The sequence below is a fragment of the Burkholderia sp. Bp9004 genome (assembly GCF_003858025.1).
Lineage (GTDB): Bacteria > Pseudomonadota > Gammaproteobacteria > Burkholderiales > Burkholderiaceae > Burkholderia > Burkholderia diffusa.
On sequence record NZ_QTQD01000005.1, the window covers coordinates 105,923 to 123,973 of the forward strand.

Sequence of the window (18,051 nt, forward strand, 5' to 3'; positions counted from 1 at the left end):
GCCCTGCGGGTCGCGCGGGTTGTCGGGCGGGGCGAGGATCGCCCCGTCACGTACGCTTCGGTTGCGACACGCCTTCGAGCGTGTTCGCGACGTCGTCGCGCGCGGGGCCGGCCGTGCGCGTCGCGATGTCCGCGAGCGACAGCATGCCGACGAGGCGCTGGTCGTGATCGACGACGGGCAGGCGGCGCAGTTGCGCGTCGGCCATGTAGTGCTGGATCTCGTCCAGCGGATCGTCCTCGAAACACCATTCGATCGGGCCCGACGCAACTTCGTGGATCCGCGTCTCCGGCGGCTTGCCGGCCGAGATCGCGCGCACCGCGAGGTCGCGGTCCGTGACCATGCCGATCAGCCGGTTGTTGTCGCACACGGGCAGCGCGCCGATGTCGTAGCGCTCCATCAGTTGCGCTGCATGACGGATCGAGTCGGTCGGCGCAATGTGCACGACGTCCTGCGACATGATTTCGTTGACGCGTTGCATGGAGTCCTCCTTGCGGCTCGAAGCGGGGCCGTGCGATTCAGCAAGCGGCGTGCCGTTCGGCACGGGTGTCCGTCGAATCGCCGACGGTCATGCGTCGCGGCGCCTGGCCGGGTCCTGCCACGGGCCGTCGTCGTGCGTGCCCGGCGGCGTGTCGGGCTCGATGCGCGTGATGCCGCCGGTCGCGGGCGGATCGCTCGCGGGGAACGTGTCCTCGAGCTGCTTGTCGATATGCCGCTCCGAGTGGCGCGTTTTCGTGTGGTCCTGGTCCTTGAGCGGCGGCGACGGGGCGGGACGCGGTTCGTGCGCCGGCGCGTCGCGGCCGGAACGGGTCGAATCCTTCATGGCAGGGCTCCGTGTCGGTGACGATGAGGCGGTTTTCGCGCAACGGCCGTGCCCGCTGCATCCGGACGGCACGCGACTTGCCGCGTCGGCGGCAACGACGACACCACGGCGCGCCACGCGCCGCATGCATGCGCACATCAAGCGGGAGGGCACGATGACGATTCCGAAACGGCGGCCAGGCGTGCGCTATGAAGTCAACGTATGTGGCGGAGGGTTCGAGTCGGTGAAAAGCCACTTCATCACGTGGAAGCAGGAGCCGCTGATCTACCGGCCCGATCGCCGCATGTTCGAAGGCAAGGCCGACGTGAGGCCGCTCGACGAGACGTTCGGCTCGACGGAGCCGGCGCGTTTCGCGCTGCAGCGCGCGTGCGACCCGACCGATCCGTATGCGCTCGCCGCGCGGGTGCGCGACGACGACCACGAGCTGTGGCTCGTGATGGCTGCGTACGACGGGTAGCGCGATGGTCTTGAAAGAATTGCAGCGCGCGGTGTAGCGAAGACACGTCGCGCCGGGCGGCGGCCTGCACGCTGGCGCGTCGACGCGCGGCAAGCGCTGACAAAGGCCGGCATGCGGCTTGCGGACCTTGGCGCATCGAGCGGCGAACGCGCCGCGCCGCGATCCGGTTCCGCGAGGAGAGCGCAACGATCGAATGCTCATGAACAGAGACACCACCCGAAACCCTGCTCAGTCGATGCACCGGCCCGAGCCGCCAGTGCCCGACGTCGGGCCGGACCCACAACCGCCCCCGCCGGACGACCTGCCGCCCGGCACGCCCGAGCCGTATCACGATCCGGAAGGCGATCCGCCAGAGCAGCCGCCGCCGGAACGTGAGCCGCCGACGCGGGAGCCGCCGATCCACGTGTCGCCGACGGGCGTGCCGCCGGTGCGTTCACCTGATCCAAGGAGGGGCCACGATGAGCATCCGCGTGAAACCCGGCATGCTGCGCGACGTGGCCGAGACGCTCGGCCGCCATTTCGAGGCGCGGGCGATGCCGTTCGATGTCTAGGAGCAGCCGCCCGGCGCGCTGCGTTTCGGCTTTCGCATCGACGGCCATCCGGCGTCGCTGACCGTCACCTTCGACGCCGACGCGTTCGCGGCGCTCGAGCAGGCCGGTATCGAGCGGCAACGTGGTGCGCTGGCACGCGTCGCCGCCGAGTTCGACACGATGATGGCGCGCCGCGCGCCGACCGCGTATGCCGGCGATTTCCATTTCAACCGGCTCTGAGCCGTGTCGCCACGGCCGGCCCGGCGCCACCGATTCAACGGAGGATTCCGATGAAGCCGATCCAGTCGATGCGTGTGGGCGCCTGTGCGTTCGCCGCCGCGTGCGCGCTCGGCGCATGCACCCAACCGCAGGCCACTTACGGCACGCGCGGCGCTCCGCCGGCGCCGCCGGACGGTCATGGCGCGTCGCCGACCACGACGATGCCGGACGCGAACACGCGCTACGACACGCGTCCGTCGCCGTACAACACGATGCCGGCGGGTGCGGCCGGCGGTGAGGCGGCCGACGTGCCGCCGCCGGGACCGAACGGCGCGCAGGGCGACCGGACGATGCCGGGCACGCCGCCGCCGATGCAGTACTGACGTGACGTGCGGCACGTCGTGCGGGCGGCTGCGGTCGGATACACCGGCGCGCCGGCGCACAGCCGGTGCGTCCGCCCGGCGCGAATTCCGTGCCTCCAACTTGCCGGCACTTGTAAAAAAGGCAGCAGCCGGGGCCGCCGCAGGCGGGGTGCGAACCCGCGAGAGCCGCGACGGACGGCGCTTCGCCGCCTTGGCATGGAAGCTGCATGAATGCGTCTGCACGCAATTCCGCACACCGTCAGGAGGGCATCGATGTCCGTCACGCTTGCGCTGCAGATGCGACAGCATCTGGCACTCACGCCGAGGCTTCAGCAGTCCCTTCGCCTGTTGCAGTTGTCTTCGCTCGAATTCCAGCAGGAACTGCGGCAGGCGCTCGACTCGAATCCGTTTCTCGAAGATGGCCAGGGCGACGACGAAGCCGCCGCCGACGTGCCCGAATCCACCGCCGAAGCCGCGGCGCCCGAGCCGCCGCCAGAGCGCGAGGACGTGCGTCCGCCTGACGGCGAGGTGTCGTATACGGCGGCGCCGGCGCCGCGCGGCACGAGCCGCCAGGCAGACGACGCGAGCGACCTGTCGCCCGGCGAGTGGATGGCGGCGGAGCCGTCGCTGCACCAGCAACTGCACGATGCGCTGCGCCTTTATCCGCTGAACAAGCGCGACCGCGAGGCTGCGCGCATCGTGATCGATGCGCTCGACGAGGACGGCTACCTGCGTCAGGAGCTGGCCGAGCTGCTGGTCGCGGCCGATCCGGCGCTGCTGCTGTCGGAACAGGATCTCGCGGTGGCGCTGCGGCTCGTGCAGATGCTGGACCGTCCGGGCATCGCCGCACGCTCGGTGTCCGAATGCCTGGTGCTGCAGCTCGACGCGATTCCAGCCGGCACGCCGGCGCTCGCGGAGGCGAAGGCGATCGCGCGCGACCATCTCGAACGGCTCGCGCGGCGCGAGACGGCGGAAATCCAGCGACGCCTGGGCTGCAGCCAGGCGACGATGCAGGCCGCGTGCGCGCTGGTGCGCACGCTCGATCCGCGTCCCGGCAACCACTACGGCAGCACGCGCGGCGACTACGTGATACCCGACGTGATCGTGCGCCAGGTGCGCGACGAATGGGTCGTGACGATCAACCCGGCCGTGCTGCCGCGCGCGCGGCTGCACGAGCGCTACGCAACCTTGTTCGCGCAGTCGAGCGGCGAGCACGATTCGCCGCTCGGCCAGCAGTTGCAGGAAGCGCGCTGGCTGATCCGCAACGTGCAGAAGCGCTTCGACACGATCCAGCGCGTCGGCGAATGCATCGTCGCGCGGCAGCGCGATTTCTTCCGCTACGGCGAGATCGCGATGAAGCCGCTCGTGCTGCGCGACATCGCCGAGGCGCTCGACCTGCACGAATCGACCGTGTCGCGCGCGACGGGCAACAAGTACATGGCCACGCCGCACGGCACGTTCGAGTTCAAATATTTCTTCCCGCGCAAGCTGGAGGCAGCCGGCAAGGGCGTGTGCTCGGCGTTGGCCGCGAAGGTGCTGATCCGCGACATGATCGCGGCCGAGCGCCAATCCGACCCGCTGTCGGACGTCGCGCTCACCCAGAACCTGGCGGGGCGCGGCATCCTTCTTGCGCGTCGGACGGTGACCAAGTACCGCCAGGCGATGAAGATTCCGCCTGCTGAACTGCGGCGGCGCGACGCCGCATGACGATGCCGTTCGAACCGCGCGCGGCCTGCGCACCGCGCTGCCCGCGCGCACCACCGAGAGGAGGAAAGCCATGCCAGCCAAGTCCCAGGCACAGCAGCGCGCCGCGGGGGCCGCCCTGTCGGCCAAGCGCGGTGACACCAAGATGAAGGACCTGAAGCCGCCTGCGAAGTCGATGGCCAAGTCGATGAGCGAGAAGGAACTCGAAAAAATGGCTTCGACGCCGGCCCACGGCAAACCCAGGCACAAGCACGATTCTTGATCGGCGGCGACACGCGTCGACGATCGCCATTCGTAAGGACTCCAGGAGGAATTCATGCTTCGATACGCCATCATCTTCTTCATCATCGCGATCGTCGCCGCCGTGTTCGGCTTCGGCGGCATCGCGGCCGGCGCGGCCGAGATCGCGAAGATCCTGTTCTACATCTTCGTCGTGATCTTCCTGGTCACGCTGCTGCTGGGCGTCGTGCGCCGATGACGGTCACGCCCGACCGTTCGCAGCGCATCGCTGAACTCGAAGCTGCGCTCGCGAACGGATTCCCGTCGGAGTCGACCCTCGTCGTGCATGCGGACGACGCGTCCGGGCGGCTGACGATCCAGGTGTCGTGGGTGCGGGTGCCGGTCGACGCGAGCGCGCGTCAGTGGCGCTGCGTGGTGGACCTGCGCTTCGAGCCGGACGTCCTCGCGCGGTACGTGTCCCTCGACTCGGCCGACCGGTTGCGCGTTCGGACGCATGTGTGCGACATGGCGCGGCGCGCGGTGGATGAACAGAAACCGCGCATCGAGGACGCCGAGATCGAATGCAGCGTCGCGCTCGACGTGACGCGCGAGGAGCTGGATCGCGCGCTTCGCGCGCCCTGACGTCACGGCAGCAGCCCGCCGTGACACCGGAGCGAGCCGTCGCGGCACGCGCCGCGCGGCTCGCTCGTTTCCCGTGACGGCTCCGTGCACGCCGTGACGCACGCAGCCGTCCTTCATCGAACCGACAGGAGGGCGCGCGCATGACATATCTCCCCGATCCGGCAATCCGCCGCCACCCGACGGCGCGAAATCGCGCCAGCGCGCGGAGCGTTGCACAGGGGAGCCGGTTCGCCAGGCGCGCGTGCAAGCGGCAAGGAGGACAGGCATGGCCCCGCGGATGATATGGAAAGGCGCGATCAGCTTCGGGCTCGTTCATGTGCCCGTACAGCTCTTTCCCGCGACACGCACCGTGAAGCCGTCGTTCCGGCTGCTCGACAAGCGCTCGATGGATCCGGTCGGCTACCGGCAGATCAACAAGCGCACCGGCAAGGAAGTCACGCGCGAGGACATCGTGCGCGGTTACGAGTACGAGAAGGAGCGCTACGTCGTGCTGACCGACGACGAAATCCGCGCGGCGAACCCCGAATCGACGCAGACCGTCGACATCCTGACCTTCGTCGACGAGGATGCCGTGTCGTTCCTCTATCTCGACACGCCGTACTACCTCGTGCCGGACCGCAAGGGCGAGAAGGTCTATGCGCTGTTGCGCGACGCACTGAAGGACAGCGGCAAGATCGGCATTGCGCTCGTGGTGATGCGCGACCGACAGCATCTTGGCGCGCTGATTCCGGTCGGGCCGCTGCTCGCGCTCGATACGCTGCGCTGGCAGGAAGAATTGCGGCCCCTCGACGAACTGACGGTACCGGCCGAAGACGCGAAGGGCGCGGGCGTGACCGCGCGCGAGCTGGGAATGGCGAAGAAGCTGATCGACGACATGGCCGGCAAATGGACGCCCGACGAGTATCACGACACGTTCCGCGACGACATCCTCGAGCTGGTCGAGCGCAAGGTGCGCGCGGGCAAGATCGAGGAGATCGAGGAGCGGCCCGCACAGACGAGCCGCGCGGCGACCAACGTGGTCGACCTGACCGAGCTGCTGAAGCGCAGCCTGAAGGGCGGCGGCGGGGCGCGTGCGGCGGATCTGCGCGATGCGGGCGACGACGAGGATGCGAATACCGATGGGGCATCCTCGTCGTCGCGCGGCGGCGGGCGCCGCAAGCCGGTTTCGAAAACCGCGGTGAAGGGCGCGGCCACGAAAACCGCGGCGGCGAAACGGCCGTCCGCGAAACGTGCCGCGACCGGCGAGCATGCGGTGAAGAAAGCCACCGCGCGCCGCAAGCACGCCGCATGACGCCGCGCAAAGCGAGGTGATGCAATGCCCGGCAAGCTCGATCCATATCGCCGCAAACGCCACTTCGGCGCGACGCCGGAACCTGAAGGCGCGCACGGGCGTCGGCGTGCGAAGTCGGATGCGAAACCGTCCGCGCGCGGGCGTGCGCGCACCGGCCATCCGCTGCGCTTCGTGATCCAGGAGCATCATGCGCGGCGATTGCACTACGACTTCCGGCTCGAACTCGACGGCACGCTGAAGTCGTGGGCCGTGCCGAAGGGGCCGAGCCTGGATCCGTCGGTAAAGCGTCTCGCCGTGCATGTCGAGGACCATCCGCTCGAATATGCTTCGTTCGAAGGCGAGATTCCGGCCGGGCATTACGGAGCAGGATCGGTCGTCGTTTGGGACGAGGGCACCTGGACGCCCGACGGCGGCGTCGCGCAGGCACGCGACGGCTATCGCGCGGGCAAGCTCACGTTCCGGCTCGACGGCGAGAAGCTGCACGGCGGCTGGGCGCTCGTGCGCAGTGGGCGCCAGCAGGGGCGACAGGAGCAGTGGCTGCTGATCAAGGAGCGCGACGACGACGCGCGCGGCGCGGACGAATTCGACGTCGTCGGCGAGCGGCCGGGAAGTGTGCATGATGGTGCGGTGGCGCTGCCGGATTCGCCCGACGGCGCCACGCGTACGCGCCGTGTGCCGCGCGGTCGCGGCGACAAGGCCGCGAAACGCGCTGCACGTGGCGCGCGGCATGACGAACGCGACGATCATGGCCGTTCGCCGGCCGATCCGTCCGGGATCGAAGGTGCAGTGCGCGCGCCGTTGCCCGAGCGCGTCGCGCCGCAACTCGCGACGCTGGTCGACGGCCCGCCCGAGCAGGGCGACTGGCGCTACGAACTGAAGTTCGACGGCTACCGGATCCTTGCGCGTATTGCGGGCAAGGGCACACGCCGGCATGTGAAGCTGATGACGCGCGAAGGCCGCGACTGGACCGCGAAGCTGCGCGCGCAACGCGACGCGCTCGCCGCGCTCGACGTCGACGGCGCATGGTTCGACGGCGAGGCCGTCGTGCTCGGCGAGCACGGTCTTCCCGATTTCCAGGCGCTGCAGAACGCCCTCGGCGCAGGGCGCTCGGACGCGGTCACGCTGTTCGTATTCGATCTGCCCTATCTTGACGGTTACGACTTGCGGAACGCACCGCTCACTGCGCGCCGCGCGCTGCTTGAACCCCTGCTGGCCGACAGCGACCCCGCGCGGCTGCGCTTTTCGCCCGATCTCGGCGACGACGTCGCGTCGCTGATCGCGAGCGCATGCGATACCGGCCTCGAAGGGCTGATCGGCAAGCGCGCGGACTCGCGCTACCGGCCCGGACGCTCACCTGCGTGGATCAAGCTCAAATGCCGACGCCGGCAGGAGTTCGTGATCGGTGGCTATACCGAGCCGTCGGGCAGCTGCCACGGCTTCGGTGCGCTGCTGCTCGGCGTGCACGAATCGGCGCCGGCCGGCAAGCGGCGGCGCGGGCCGACACCGCTGCGCTATGTCGGCCGGGTCGGCACAGGCTTCGACGCACGCATGCTCGACCGGCTTGCCGCGATCCTGCGCAAGCACGAGCGCGAAACGGCGCCGTTCGATCCGCCGCCGCGCGAACGCTCGCGCACGCGCGTGCACTGGACCGAGCCGACGCTCGTCGCCGAATGCGAATTCGCGGAGTGGACCGGCGACGGCATCGTGCGGCAGGCCGCATTCATCGCGCTGCGCGAAGACAAGCCGGCCGCGCAGATCGTCCGCGAAGTGCCGAAACATGCGAAAAATGCGGAAACGGAGGTGGCGATGGATCGACATCGAACCACGCACGCGGCTCACGAGGCGAATGGCCGCGAGCACCACGCGCGTTCACGGGCATCCACCCGCACGGCGGGCAACGATGCCGGCCCGGATCAGCTCGGCCGCGTGCGCATCACCCATCCCGATCGCGTGCTCGATCCGCGAAGCGGCACGCGCAAGATCGAGCTCGCGCGTTACTGGCAATGGATCGCGCCGTGGCTGTTGCCGGACCTGAAGGGGCGACCCGTGTCGCTCGTGCGCGCGCCTGGCGACATCGCCGGCGAGCTGTTCTTCCAGAAGCACGCGGAGCGCCGCGAGATCCCGTTCGTCACGCAACACGCCGGGCTCGATCCAGGGCACGGTCCGCTGCTGTCGCTCGACAACGTCGACGCGCTACTTGGTGCCGCGCAGATGGGCACGATCGAACTGCATACGTGGAACGCGCACGCGTCGAACATCGAGCGGCCGGACCGAATCGTGTTCGACCTCGATCCTGATCCCGCGCTGCCGTGGAGCGCGATGATCGAGGCCGCGCAACTCGTGTGCGGGCTGCTCGACGAACTGGGGCTCGCGTCGTTCTGCAAGACGAGCGGCGGCAAGGGGCTGCATGTGGTCGTGCCGATCACGCGACACCTCGGATGGGACGACGTGAAGGATTTCTCGCGCGCGGTCGCGCAACACATCGCGGGTGCGTTGCCCGACCGTTTCACGGCGACGATGGGCCCGCGTCATCGTCGCGGCAAGATCTTCATCGACTACCTGCGCAATGGCCGCGGCGCGAGCACAATCGCCGCGTATTCGGCGCGTGCGCGGCCCGGGATGGGCGTGTCGGTGCCGCTGCGTTGGGACGAGGTGCCCGACACGACGGGCGGCGCGCAATGGACGATCGACACGCTGCACGAACGGCTCGACCGGCTCGAGCGCGATCCGTGGGAAGGCTACGACGACACGCGGCAGCGCATCTCCGCGCAGATGCGCGCGCGGCTCGGCGCGTCGTGACGTCGCCGGCGCGGTCAACGCCGGCGCTGCTGCAGGCGGTAATACCAGGCCATCAGCGGCGTCGCGGATACGCCGTGCACGATCACCGACGCCGACACGACGGCCAGCACCGGCGCCGCGAGCGGGCGCACCGCGCTCGACGGCCCGTGTTCGAGCGCGAACAGCAGGTAATAGAACGAGCCGATCCCGCGTATCCCGAACCACGCCATCAACCGCCGTTGCGCGTGGGTCGCGCGCGAGCCGGTCAGCGTCAGCAACACGGCGAGCGGCCGCACGGCCACGAACAGCACGAGGGCGAGCCCGATTGCGCCCCACGTCACGAGCGGCGTCGATAGCGTCGCGAGCACGCTGCCGACCATCGTCATGATGAGCGCCTCGGCGATCCGTTCGAGCTCGATCGTGAAGTCCAGCACCGATTCGGTCATGAACGCGTGCACCTTCTCCGGATGCTTCTCGGTCGCGACCACGTCTTCCGAATCGATCCGGCCGATCACTTCGCGCGGCCGCCGGCCGCCGCTCGCGCGATGCTCGACGCGGCGCATCGCGACGCCCGCGGCGAACGTCGCGATGAAGCCGAACGTATTCGCAAGCTGCGCGACGCCGAACGACAGCACGATCAGCGCGAGCGCGAAGAAGCCTTCGAATCCGAGCGCCTGCGCATGACGGGTGCGCAGCCAGCCGATCGCCTTGGTGGTGGACGCGCCGAGCACGCCGCCGATCGCGGCCGCGCCTGCGATGCCCCACAGCGCGGCCAGCGCGAACGCAGCCGACAGCGCTGGCCGCGCGTGCGGCATGTCGGACGCACCGCACAGCGCGAGGCCCGCGAGCGCGAACGGCAGCGCGATCCCGTCGTTCAGCCCGCCTTCGCCGGACAGCGCGAAGCGCACCAGGTCGCGGTCGCCGGGATCGTGCACCTGCACGTCGTGCGCGAGCACCGGGTCGGTCGGCGCGAGGATCGCCGCGAGCAGCAGCGCGGGGCCCCAGCCGAGCCCGAGCGTCACCACCGCGCAGCCGGCGAGCAGCGGCACGGTGACGATCATCGCAAGCAGGCCGAGCCGGCAGGGCACGAGCCACAACCTGTCGGACAGCGGCACGCGCAGCCGCAGTCCGATCGCGAAGAGCGACACCAGCAGCGCGACCTCGACGATCTCGCGCAGCAGCGGCGCGTCGCGTTCGATGTCGAGATGCAGGAGTCCGGCGCCGGACGGGCCGAGCGCGACGCCGAGCGCGAGATAGATCATCGCGCTGCTGCATGGCAGGTGACGCAGCGCCGACGTCGCGACACCCATGGCCATCAGCACCGCGCCGATGATCAGATACCACAGCGTTTCATGCATGCGTGCAGGCGGAGCAGGTCGATGCGGAGCGGTTGGGGGGGAGCGTCACGGCTTGCGGCCGAACGCCTCGCGCAGTTTCCGCTTCGCGCGTTCGAGCGTCGCGCGGCGTGTTTTCGGCAGGTTGCGGCCCGCGCGGTTCACATAGAAGTTGAGCATCGACATCGCCGACTGGAACGGCGGCGCCTTGCGGCGGCGGCTGTGTTCGGCCGAGCGCTTGAGCGACGCCGCGATCTCGCCCGGGTCGTCGGACTTGAAGATCTCGGGTTCGATGTCCAGCGCATCGCTCTTTTTCATGACATCGGCGGACCAGCGCTTGCGATGATGCGGATCGTTGCTGCGCGCGCGGCCGGGGCGGCGCGTCACGCGTTTGCCGTGCGGACGGGAAGCGGAAGCTGAAGGCATGACAGGGCTCCGTACGGGATCGATGGTCTTGCGCAGCAAGCCGCATGCCGCGCAGCGCTGACGGCACGTGCCTTGCTGAACCAGGGACGCAGGAAATTCCACGACAGCGGTTCCATCGAGGGAGAACGTTCCATGAAGCCAGTATTCGAATCGAAATTCGCTGCGCGCCGGATCCTTGCATGCGCGGCCGTCGCACTCGTCGCGGCCGCACCGGCCGCGTGGGCACAGAATTCGCAGCGTTCCGACGAAGGCACCGGGGCGCCGATCCTGTCGCCGCCGGACACGTCGGCACAGAGCGCAGGCGGCAGCATGTCGAATGGCAATACGGCGGCGCCGCCGCCCGCGACCCGCATGCAGGAGTCACGCGCCATGCGTTCGCACGCGCGCCCGCATGTGCGCACCAAGCCGGGCGGCCCGAGCGGTGCCGGCACCGGCGGTAGCGGCAGCACCGGCGGCGCCAACGGCGGTGGCAGCGCAGGGGCGGGCGCGGGCGGTGGCGGCGCGGGCGGTACGGGCGGTGCCGGTTCCAGCGGCTACTGACGATCACGGCGTCGCGCCGGCGTGACCGGCGCGACGCGATGGCGGGCGCCGGCCGCGGGGCGGCACATCGCCACCACGCAGGAGGACATGATGCACTCGAACCAGCGGACCTCGTTCGACCCGACCGAACTGGACACCGACGAGGTCGATACGGACGATCTCGATACGACGGTGCAAGTCGACATCGAGACCGGCAGGATCACGTTTCATGCGGCCTGGGCCCTGGCGCCCGATGCGCCGCCCGATACCGCGCGGCACTCGGTCGTGCTCGCACTCGACTACGACACGATGGAGCGCTACGTCGATCTCGACGACGACGCCCGAATGCGCGTGCACGCGATGCTGCACGATGCCGTGCAGGCCATGCTCGACACGCTGCCCGACGTCACCGAGGATTTGACGCTGACGGTCGAGCTGACCGACGCGATGCTCGACGCAGCGCGTCATCTGCAGTGAGCGTGTCGAGCCGGTAGCGACCCGCCACGACCTTGCATGACGGCGCCGGGCGGCAGTCGCGGGCAGTCGCGTTACATCCCTTTGAAATCTTTGCAGACGCGCGCGGCGCGGCGTGACGTCGGGCCTTACGCGTCACGCGGCGGCTCATGCGCGTGAGGCCATTCGGGGATTGCGGGTCGCGCCCCATGGACGCGATGGTGCGTGCAGTGGCGTCCCCGTGCGCGCGGCAGGCACGCAGATTGCTGCACGACAGGTACGGCACGACCGATGCCGCGACATCAACAGGAGGGCGCTCCATGATCGGCAAGCTGGACCATTGCAAGGTGGCGATACTCGCGGTCGACGGCTTCGAGGAAGCCGAGCTCGTCGAGCCGCAGCGCGCGCTCAGGGCCGAAGGCGCGCAGGTCGACGTGATTTCGCAGAAGCGCGGCGAGATCCAGGGGTTCAGGCACGTCGACAAGGGCGATCGCGTGAAGGTCGACCATACGTTCGACGATGCGCGCGAAGGCGACTACGACGCGGTCGTGCTACCGGGTGGTGTCGTCAACGGCGACGCGATCCGGATGGTGACGGCCGCGCGCGAATTCGTGACGGCGGCAGTCGGTGCGGGCAAGCCGATCGCCGCGATCTGTCACGGCGGCTGGCTGCTCGTGTCGTCGGGGCTGGTGGACGGCCGCACGATGACGAGCTGGCCGAGCCTGCAGGACGACATCCGCAACGCGGGCGGCAAGTGGGTCGACCAGGAGGTCGTGCGCGACGGCAACCTGATCACGAGCCGCAAGCCCGACGACCTGCCCGCATTCAACGGCGCGCTGGTGCAGTGTCTGGCGTCGCGGGGGGCCTGAGCGATGCCCGCCGGTTCCATCCATCACGTGACGCTGACTGACGGGCTGCCCGAGTTCGACGGCGCGGCGCTGCAGATGCGCTTCGTGGTCGAGGTCGATGGGAAGCCGCTCACATGCGCGATCACGGTCGAAGCGCTCGAGGATCATTTCGGCGCGCGCTCCGCCCTCGAGGCCGACCTGCGCGACGCGTTCGAGCGCGGCCGTGCGCGCATCGAGGCCGCGTGCGAGGAAGTGCTCGCGGACGGCGAGGGCGGCGTGGAACTGCACAGCGGCTATTTCCGCGCGCGCGATCAGGCGGCGGGGAAAACGGCGCGGGCGGGGCTGTTCCGTTCGAGGAAGTCGTAATCCGCGCGGCTGCGCGACGCCGGCGCGGGCCGGCTCGCGGGCCGCGCGTGTGCTCGCTTACACGCCGTTGAAAACTTTGCAGCAGCCGTCACGCGGTTCGTGGTGACGCATCGCACCGCGCGCCGGCCGCGAACGGGGCGGCCGCGTCCCACGATCTGGCACGTTCCCTGCATGCTTCTCCCGTCACCGGCGCACGTTTCGCGCCGTGCGTCGCCGCGATGCCGCCGCTGCATCGTGCGAAGCCGTCAACGGGGAAACAAGCATGCTGACCGCCCATGAATTTGCCGCGCTGTTCCTGGTGCATCGCGCACCGGAACAGATCCAGACCGACCGCGACGACATCGTCGCGCTGGTGGAACGACAGTTGATCGTGATGCGTCCGGACGCGTCCGGCACGAGCCGCCCCGCGCTGACGGCCGACGGGTTGACGGTCGTCCGGTGCGTGCAGCGGGACGACGGCGGTCACGACGCGTGACACGCGATGCATGATGCTCGCGCGCGGGGCCGACGCGCGGTTCAGCGTGCGATCGCGACCGGCGCGTTGACCTGCACGACCGGGGTATCGCCGTCGAACGGCGGCGCGAACCAGAAGCGGTCGATCACGCCGGTCTCGAACAGCAGGCAGCAGGTCGAGCCGCCGTACTGGAAATAGCCGATCTCGTCGCCCTTGTCGACGCGCTGCCCCGGCACGACTTCGACGATGCAGGACGAGACATCGCCCATTCCGACGAACACGGCCGCGACGGTCCCGATCCCGGGATCGTCGCAGTCGATCGCGACGATCGCGCGTGCGGCGACGGCCGTCATGTATCCCTGCGAGTCGTTGAGCCCGGCCGGGTCCGGGCCCTCCGCTTCGGCGACCGAGTAGTAGGTGCCGTCGACCCGGTACGCGTGCGTGACGGTGCCGCGTACCGGTGCGTGCCAGCGATGATAGTTGTACGCGCTCAGATACGCCTGGTACAGATCGCCGCCGACGAACCGTTCGGCGAGCGGCAGTCGCGTGGGCGTGAAGATGTCGCGCAGCGAATAAGGCTGGCCCTTGATCCAGAACCTGTCGCGGATCTTCACGTTCGATGCGGTTTGATACGGCGCAGCCTCGCATGCGCTGACGATCACGTGCGCATCGTCCGGTGCCGCGACCGGCCGCGCACCCGCGCGAAAGCGTCGCGTGAAGAAGTCGTTCCACGAGTCGAAGCCCCAGTGCGGCTGGTCCTCGCGATACTGGAATTGCGACAGGCCGAGGCGCTTGCGCGCCTCGTCGCAGAACCAGCCGTCGGGCGGCGACGTGTCGAGATGCGCGCGCGAATGCGGGCCGCCGAGGAAGTCGCACCACACGTTCAGCACCCGCTTCAGATGCACGTTGACCGCCGCGTCGCGAAACACCGCGTGGCCCGACGGCATGCACATCGGCCAGTCGAGGAACGCGTTCAGCGGGCACACGATCAGGCTCGTTTCGCTGAATGGCGGCGTGTAGGTCATCAGGTGATCGATCACCATCATCAGTTCGTCGATCGATGCGTAGCCGAGCGTGCGGCCCGCTTCGCGTGCCTCGTCGATCGCGCGGGTGAGGCTCATGCGCAGCACGGCGTCGTCGTCGAACAGCCGCGCGAGTTCCTGCACGGCCGGTGTGCGCAACTGTTCGCCGGCATGCGCGCGTGCGTCGATCGCGATTTTTTCGCGGTACGCGGCCATGTGCGATTCCTCTTCGGTCATCCATTCGCCGAGGCGATGGCGCGTGGCGGGCGACGTGCTGGGATCGGTCGGCATGCTCATCTCCGGCAAGAATTGCGATACGAACGCAGGCAGCAATGCGCTTGCCCGATGCGCGGCATCGAAATTGCTGCATCGGGGCGATGGATGCTTTCGATGACTCAGGAGTGACACATGAACGCAGCCTCGAATGTGCGAAAGACGAACGATGCGCCGTCGACCGACGAGCGCGGCGGCGATGAACAGCGGACCGTGGCGCCGACCCGCACGCGGGCACGCGTGCGCGCGGCGACGTCACGTAACGCCGGTAACGCTGTACGGCAGGCTGAACGCGGCGGCGGGAACGGGCCGGTGGCGACGAGCGGCGGCCACAAGACCGCCGAGCCGCATTGGGAAGATGACAGCGGCGCGATGCCGCCGGAAGAGTGATCGTGACCTTGAGCGCTTGTTGCTGGCCCGCCAGTCGCTCCGGGCGATAGCAAGCGACGAGCGCAAGCTGGATCGAATCGTCGCCGTGGAAAGAGTCGGGGCCAAGTCGCACTGATTCCTTCGTTTCCATATTTCGAGTAATATCGAACAATGGAAACGAATCAGACCATCGCCGCCCTGTCGGCCCTCGCGCACGAGTCGCGCCTCGCCGTATTCCGCGCGCTCGTGCAGGCCGGCCCGTCGGGCCTGCCTGCCGGGCAAATCGCGACGCTGCTCGACGTGCCGCCGTCGTCGCTGTCGTTTCATCTGAAGGAACTGGCCCACGCGCAGCTCGTCACGAGCCGCCAGGAAGGCCGCTTCGTGTTCTATTGCGCGAACTTCGCGACGATGAACGGGCTGATCGGCTACCTGACCGAGAACTGCTGCGGCGGCAATCCGTGCGCGCCGGTCTCCGCCTGTTCGACCTCCTGCTCCGACCAAACGTAGGCACACGTCCACACACCCGCCGATGACCACCAACGTCCTGATCCTCTGCACCCACAACTCCGCCCGCAGCGTGCTCGCGGAGGGCATGCTCAATCACTGGGCCGCGAAACTCGGCCGCGATGTGCGCGCCTACAGCGCCGGCAGCGCGCCGAGCGGCCGGCTCAATCCGTTCGCGCTCGACGCGCTCACGCGCGCCGGCGTCGATGTCACCGGATACCGCAGCAAGAGCTGGGACGAATTCGTCGGCGACGGCGCGCCGCGCATGCGCATCGTCATCACGGTATGCGACAGCGCGGCCGCCGAGGCTTGCCCGTACTGGCCCGGCAGCCCGGTGAAAGTGCACTGGGGCTACGCCGATCCGTCGAATGCCGAGGGCGGCGACGCAGGCAAGCGGCTCGCATTCGAGCTGACGCGCGAGGCGATCGGTTACCGGATGCTGCAACTGCTGGCGTTGCCGCTCGACCGGTTGAGCGACGCCGAGCTCCAGGCGGCGTTGATCGCGATCTCGCGGAACTGAGCGTCCGCACTGGGGCACGCTCGAACCCGTGTGCCGCTTGCGTCTTTCCAGCATCGAATCCTGTCCGATGAATACGTCCAACACCATCCCGCCTTGCAACGCCGCCGCGAAGCCGGCGATCAATTTCTTCGAACGCTACCTGACGGTCTGGGTCGCGCTGTGCATCGTCGCCGGCATCGCGCTCGGCCAGGTGCTGCCCGGCCTGTTCCAGCGCATCGGCCGCATCGAGTATGCGCAAGTGAACCTGCCGGTCGGGCTGCTGATCTGGGTGATGATTATCCCGATGCTCGTGAAGGTCGATTTCGGCGCGCTGCATGAAGTGCGACGGCACGTGAGGGGGATCGGCGTCACGCTCGCCGTGAACTGGCTCGTCAAGCCGTTCTCGATGGCGTTCCTCGGCTGGCTGTTCATCCGCCAGCTGTTCGCGCCGATGCTGCCGGCGGACCAGATCGACAGCTACGTCGCCGGCCTGATCCTGCTGGCCGCCGCGCCGTGCACGGCGATGGTGTTCGTGTGGAGCCGGCTCACGGGCGGCGATCCGCTGTTCACGCTGTCGCAGGTCGCGCTGAACGACAGCATCATGGTGATCGCGTTCGCGCCGCTGGTCGGGCTGCTGCTGGGGATGTCCGCGATTACCGTGCCGTGGGCGACCCTGCTCACGTCGGTGCTGCTCTACATCGTGATTCCGGTGATTCTCGCACAGCTCTGGCGCAAGCGGCTGCTGCGGCGCGGCCAGGCGGCGTTCGATGCCGCGATGGCGAAGATCGGCCCGTGGTCGATCGCCGCGCTGCTCGCGACGCTCGTGCTGCTGTTCGCGTTCCAGGGCGAAGCGATCCTGAAGCAGCCGCTGGTGATCGCGCTGCTCGCGGTGCCGATCCTGATCCAGGTGTTCTTCAACGCGGCGCTCGCGTACTGGCTCAACCGCGCGGTGGGCGAGAAGCACGATGTCGCGTGCCCGTCCGCGCTGATCGGCGCATCCAATTTCTTCGAGCTCGCCGTCGCGGCCGCGATCAGCCTGTTCGGTTTTCACTCCGGCGCGGCGCTCGCGACCGTCGTCGGCGTGCTGATCGAGGTGCCGGTCATGCTGCTGGTGGTGCGCATCGTGAACCGGTCGAAGGGCTGGTACGAGCGCGCTTGAGCCAACCACGGAATCCATCCATGACCGACCGACTGACCGACCTGCCGCAACTCGACCCCGAACTCTTTCGCGTGCCGGACGCAAGCCGCTTGCGGCCGGCTTCGCCGTCCACGCATCCGCCGCGTTTCCTGCTGCTGTACGGTTCGCTGCGCGAGCGTTCGTTCAGCCGCCTGCTCGTCGAGGAGGCCGGGCGCCTGCTCACGGCGATGGGCGCCGAGGTGCGCATGTTCAATCCGAGCGGCCTGCCGTTGCCCGACGATGCGCCGGAGAGTCACCCGAAGGTCGTCGAGCTGCGCGAACTGGTGCAGTGGTCCGAAGGGATGGTGTGGTGCTCGCCGGAACGACACGGCGCGATGACCGGCATCATGAAGTCGCAGATCGACTGGATTCCGCTGTCGATCGGCGCCGTGCGGCCGACCCAGGGCAAGACGCTCGCGGTGATGCAGGTCAGCGGCGGCTCGCAGTCATTCAATGCGGTGAACCAGATGCGCGTGCTCGGGCGCTGGATGCGCATGCTGACGATCCCGAACCAGTCGTCGGTGGCCAAGGCGTTCATGGAATTCGACGAAGCGGGGCGAATGAAGCGGTCGGCCTATTTCGATCGCGTCGTCGACGTGATGGAGGAACTGGTGAAATTCACGCTGCTGACGCGCGACATCGGTTCGTATCTGGTCGACCGGTACAGCGAGCGGAAGGAGAGCGCGGAGGAATTGTCGAAGCGGGTGAATCAGCGGGCGATCTGAAGGAGCGGCGAGTGCGTCGTTTCGCGAAACACGATCGAGACAGGCAGCGTGTGCGAGCAC

Annotated in this window: 23 protein-coding genes and 1 pseudogene; 19 read left to right on the top strand and 5 right to left on the bottom strand. The window is 68.7% G+C overall.

Going from position 1 to position 18,051, the window contains the following annotated elements; translation table 11 throughout:
• Positions 1-46 precede the first annotated feature (46 nt).
• Together DIE08_RS08155 and DIE08_RS08160 are read right to left on the bottom strand one after the other, a co-directional pair.
• The gene (locus DIE08_RS08155) at positions 47-478 is read right to left on the bottom strand and encodes a CBS domain-containing protein (protein ID WP_059605984.1); all 432 of its coding nucleotides are present in this window, start codon (positions 476-478) and stop codon (positions 47-49) included.
• 87 nt (positions 479-565) lie between these two features.
• On the bottom strand, positions 566-820 hold the full coding sequence (locus DIE08_RS08160) for a hypothetical protein (protein WP_124625443.1): 255 nt from the start codon (positions 818-820) through the stop codon (positions 566-568).
• A gap of 154 nt (positions 821-974) precedes the next feature.
• Here DIE08_RS08160 and DIE08_RS08165 point away from each other — a divergent pair, with 154 nt between their 5' ends.
• The 9 genes and pseudogenes from DIE08_RS08165 to ligD all read left to right on the top strand — a co-directional run bounded on the left by DIE08_RS08165 (position 975) and on the right by ligD (position 9,043).
• Positions 975-1,277: a hypothetical protein gene (locus tag DIE08_RS08165; protein ID WP_124625620.1), complete on the top strand. Its 303-nt coding sequence runs from the start codon at positions 975-977 to the stop codon at positions 1,275-1,277.
• A 458-nt stretch (positions 1,278-1,735) separates the two neighbouring features.
• Positions 1,736-2,047 (top strand): annotated as a pseudogene (locus tag DIE08_RS08175) (hypothetical protein).
• Positions 2,048-2,097: 50 nt separating this feature from the next.
• Positions 2,098-2,409, top strand: a complete 312-nt coding sequence (locus tag DIE08_RS08180; protein WP_059602383.1) for a hypothetical protein — start codon at positions 2,098-2,100, stop codon at positions 2,407-2,409.
• Positions 2,410-2,661: 252 nt separating this feature from the next.
• On the top strand, positions 2,662-4,095 hold the full coding sequence (locus tag DIE08_RS08185; protein WP_124901571.1) for an RNA polymerase factor sigma-54: 1,434 nt from the start codon (positions 2,662-2,664) through the stop codon (positions 4,093-4,095).
• A 70-nt stretch (positions 4,096-4,165) separates the two neighbouring features.
• Positions 4,166-4,354 (top strand): DUF3008 family protein, encoded by a 189-nt coding sequence (locus DIE08_RS08190; RefSeq protein WP_059536983.1) that lies wholly within the window; start codon positions 4,166-4,168, stop codon positions 4,352-4,354.
• A 54-nt stretch (positions 4,355-4,408) separates the two neighbouring features.
• Positions 4,409-4,570: a DUF1328 family protein gene (locus tag DIE08_RS08195; protein ID WP_027792525.1), complete on the top strand. Its 162-nt coding sequence runs from the start codon at positions 4,409-4,411 to the stop codon at positions 4,568-4,570.
• On the top strand, positions 4,567-4,953 hold the full coding sequence (locus DIE08_RS08200; protein ID WP_124901572.1) for a DUF3022 domain-containing protein: 387 nt from the start codon (positions 4,567-4,569) through the stop codon (positions 4,951-4,953). Before DIE08_RS08195 ends, DIE08_RS08200 begins: the two co-directional genes overlap by 4 nt.
• 265 nt (positions 4,954-5,218) lie before the next feature.
• A complete protein-coding gene (locus DIE08_RS08205) occupies positions 5,219-6,244 on the top strand; it encodes a Ku protein (protein WP_124901573.1) in 1,026 nt (341 codons plus the stop codon).
• Between the two features lie 24 nt (positions 6,245-6,268).
• Complete coding sequence (gene ligD, locus DIE08_RS08210; protein WP_124901574.1) at positions 6,269-9,043, top strand: DNA ligase D; 2,775 nt, start codon at positions 6,269-6,271, stop codon at positions 9,041-9,043.
• A 14-nt stretch (positions 9,044-9,057) separates the two neighbouring features.
• On the opposite strand, the gene DIE08_RS08215 is transcribed toward ligD, so the two are convergent.
• Both DIE08_RS08215 and DIE08_RS08220 read right to left on the bottom strand, forming a co-directional pair.
• A complete protein-coding gene (locus DIE08_RS08215; protein ID WP_124901575.1) occupies positions 9,058-10,380 on the bottom strand; it encodes a sodium:proton antiporter in 1,323 nt (440 codons plus the stop codon).
• Between the two features lie 45 nt (positions 10,381-10,425).
• On the bottom strand, positions 10,426-10,782 hold the full coding sequence (locus DIE08_RS08220) for a DUF3175 domain-containing protein (protein WP_059680902.1): 357 nt from the start codon (positions 10,780-10,782) through the stop codon (positions 10,426-10,428).
• Positions 10,783-10,914: 132 nt separating this feature from the next.
• Between DIE08_RS08220 and DIE08_RS08225 the strand changes: the two genes are divergently transcribed.
• The 5 genes from DIE08_RS08225 to DIE08_RS08245 all read left to right on the top strand — a co-directional run bounded on the left by DIE08_RS08225 (position 10,915) and on the right by DIE08_RS08245 (position 13,443).
• A complete protein-coding gene (locus tag DIE08_RS08225; RefSeq protein ID WP_124901576.1) occupies positions 10,915-11,322 on the top strand; it encodes a hypothetical protein in 408 nt (135 codons plus the stop codon).
• Positions 11,323-11,412: 90 nt separating this feature from the next.
• Positions 11,413-11,778: a DUF3022 domain-containing protein gene (locus DIE08_RS08230; protein WP_124901665.1), complete on the top strand. Its 366-nt coding sequence runs from the start codon at positions 11,413-11,415 to the stop codon at positions 11,776-11,778.
• Between the two features lie 296 nt (positions 11,779-12,074).
• A complete protein-coding gene (locus DIE08_RS08235) occupies positions 12,075-12,623 on the top strand; it encodes a type 1 glutamine amidotransferase domain-containing protein (protein WP_124901577.1) in 549 nt (182 codons plus the stop codon).
• A gap of 3 nt (positions 12,624-12,626) precedes the next feature.
• Positions 12,627-12,968 (top strand): DUF1488 domain-containing protein, encoded by a 342-nt coding sequence (locus DIE08_RS08240; RefSeq protein ID WP_124625425.1) that lies wholly within the window; start codon positions 12,627-12,629, stop codon positions 12,966-12,968.
• 262 nt (positions 12,969-13,230) lie between these two features.
• Complete coding sequence (locus DIE08_RS08245) at positions 13,231-13,443, top strand: hypothetical protein (RefSeq protein ID WP_124901578.1); 213 nt, start codon at positions 13,231-13,233, stop codon at positions 13,441-13,443.
• Between the two features lie 41 nt (positions 13,444-13,484).
• On the opposite strand, the gene DIE08_RS08250 is transcribed toward DIE08_RS08245, so the two are convergent.
• Positions 13,485-14,735 (bottom strand): phosphatidylserine decarboxylase family protein, encoded by a 1,251-nt coding sequence (locus DIE08_RS08250; RefSeq protein WP_124901579.1) that lies wholly within the window; start codon positions 14,733-14,735, stop codon positions 13,485-13,487.
• A 117-nt stretch (positions 14,736-14,852) separates the two neighbouring features.
• Here DIE08_RS08250 and DIE08_RS08255 point away from each other — a divergent pair, with 117 nt between their 5' ends.
• The 5 genes from DIE08_RS08255 (at position 14,853) to arsH (ending at position 17,991) form a co-directional block, all read left to right on the top strand.
• A complete protein-coding gene (locus DIE08_RS08255) occupies positions 14,853-15,107 on the top strand; it encodes a hypothetical protein (RefSeq protein WP_124901580.1) in 255 nt (84 codons plus the stop codon).
• Between the two features lie 150 nt (positions 15,108-15,257).
• Positions 15,258-15,593 carry a helix-turn-helix transcriptional regulator gene (locus DIE08_RS08260; RefSeq protein ID WP_059602419.1) on the top strand — a complete coding sequence of 112 codons (336 nt, stop codon included), beginning with the start codon at positions 15,258-15,260 and terminating at the stop codon, positions 15,591-15,593.
• Positions 15,594-15,615: 22 nt separating this feature from the next.
• The gene (locus DIE08_RS08265) at positions 15,616-16,110 is read left to right on the top strand and encodes an arsenate reductase ArsC (protein ID WP_124901581.1); all 495 of its coding nucleotides are present in this window, start codon (positions 15,616-15,618) and stop codon (positions 16,108-16,110) included.
• A 67-nt stretch (positions 16,111-16,177) separates the two neighbouring features.
• Positions 16,178-17,248, top strand: a complete 1,071-nt coding sequence (gene arsB, locus DIE08_RS08270) for an ACR3 family arsenite efflux transporter (RefSeq protein WP_124901582.1) — start codon at positions 16,178-16,180, stop codon at positions 17,246-17,248.
• A gap of 20 nt (positions 17,249-17,268) precedes the next feature.
• Positions 17,269-17,991, top strand: coding sequence for an arsenical resistance protein ArsH (arsH, locus tag DIE08_RS08275; RefSeq protein ID WP_124901583.1), 723 nt, complete (start codon positions 17,269-17,271; stop codon positions 17,989-17,991).
• Positions 17,992-18,051: the final 60 nt, after the last annotated feature.

Coding starts and splice junctions, on each gene's coding strand:
- DIE08_RS08155 (WP_059605984.1), bottom strand. CDS start 478: ATGCAACGCGTCAACGAAATCATGTCGCAGGACGTCGTGCACATTGCG.
- DIE08_RS08160 (WP_124625443.1), bottom strand. CDS start 820: ATGAAGGATTCGACCCGTTCCGGCCGCGACGCGCCGGCGCACGAACCG.
- DIE08_RS08165 (WP_124625620.1), top strand. CDS start 975: ATGACGATTCCGAAACGGCGGCCAGGCGTGCGCTATGAAGTCAACGTA.
- DIE08_RS08180 (WP_059602383.1), top strand. CDS start 2,098: ATGAAGCCGATCCAGTCGATGCGTGTGGGCGCCTGTGCGTTCGCCGCC.
- DIE08_RS08185 (WP_124901571.1), top strand. CDS start 2,662: ATGTCCGTCACGCTTGCGCTGCAGATGCGACAGCATCTGGCACTCACG.
- DIE08_RS08190 (WP_059536983.1), top strand. CDS start 4,166: ATGCCAGCCAAGTCCCAGGCACAGCAGCGCGCCGCGGGGGCCGCCCTG.
- DIE08_RS08195 (WP_027792525.1), top strand. CDS start 4,409: ATGCTTCGATACGCCATCATCTTCTTCATCATCGCGATCGTCGCCGCC.
- DIE08_RS08200 (WP_124901572.1), top strand. CDS start 4,567: ATGACGGTCACGCCCGACCGTTCGCAGCGCATCGCTGAACTCGAAGCT.
- DIE08_RS08205 (WP_124901573.1), top strand. CDS start 5,219: ATGGCCCCGCGGATGATATGGAAAGGCGCGATCAGCTTCGGGCTCGTT.
- ligD (WP_124901574.1), top strand. CDS start 6,269: ATGCCCGGCAAGCTCGATCCATATCGCCGCAAACGCCACTTCGGCGCG.
- DIE08_RS08215 (WP_124901575.1), bottom strand. CDS start 10,380: ATGCATGAAACGCTGTGGTATCTGATCATCGGCGCGGTGCTGATGGCC.
- DIE08_RS08220 (WP_059680902.1), bottom strand. CDS start 10,782: ATGCCTTCAGCTTCCGCTTCCCGTCCGCACGGCAAACGCGTGACGCGC.
- DIE08_RS08225 (WP_124901576.1), top strand. CDS start 10,915: ATGAAGCCAGTATTCGAATCGAAATTCGCTGCGCGCCGGATCCTTGCA.
- DIE08_RS08230 (WP_124901665.1), top strand. CDS start 11,413: ATGCACTCGAACCAGCGGACCTCGTTCGACCCGACCGAACTGGACACC.
- DIE08_RS08235 (WP_124901577.1), top strand. CDS start 12,075: ATGATCGGCAAGCTGGACCATTGCAAGGTGGCGATACTCGCGGTCGAC.
- DIE08_RS08240 (WP_124625425.1), top strand. CDS start 12,627: ATGCCCGCCGGTTCCATCCATCACGTGACGCTGACTGACGGGCTGCCC.
- DIE08_RS08245 (WP_124901578.1), top strand. CDS start 13,231: ATGCTGACCGCCCATGAATTTGCCGCGCTGTTCCTGGTGCATCGCGCA.
- DIE08_RS08250 (WP_124901579.1), bottom strand. CDS start 14,735: ATGCCGACCGATCCCAGCACGTCGCCCGCCACGCGCCATCGCCTCGGC.
- DIE08_RS08255 (WP_124901580.1), top strand. CDS start 14,853: ATGAACGCAGCCTCGAATGTGCGAAAGACGAACGATGCGCCGTCGACC.
- DIE08_RS08260 (WP_059602419.1), top strand. CDS start 15,258: ATGGAAACGAATCAGACCATCGCCGCCCTGTCGGCCCTCGCGCACGAG.
- DIE08_RS08265 (WP_124901581.1), top strand. CDS start 15,616: ATGACCACCAACGTCCTGATCCTCTGCACCCACAACTCCGCCCGCAGC.
- arsB (WP_124901582.1), top strand. CDS start 16,178: ATGAATACGTCCAACACCATCCCGCCTTGCAACGCCGCCGCGAAGCCG.
- arsH (WP_124901583.1), top strand. CDS start 17,269: ATGACCGACCGACTGACCGACCTGCCGCAACTCGACCCCGAACTCTTT.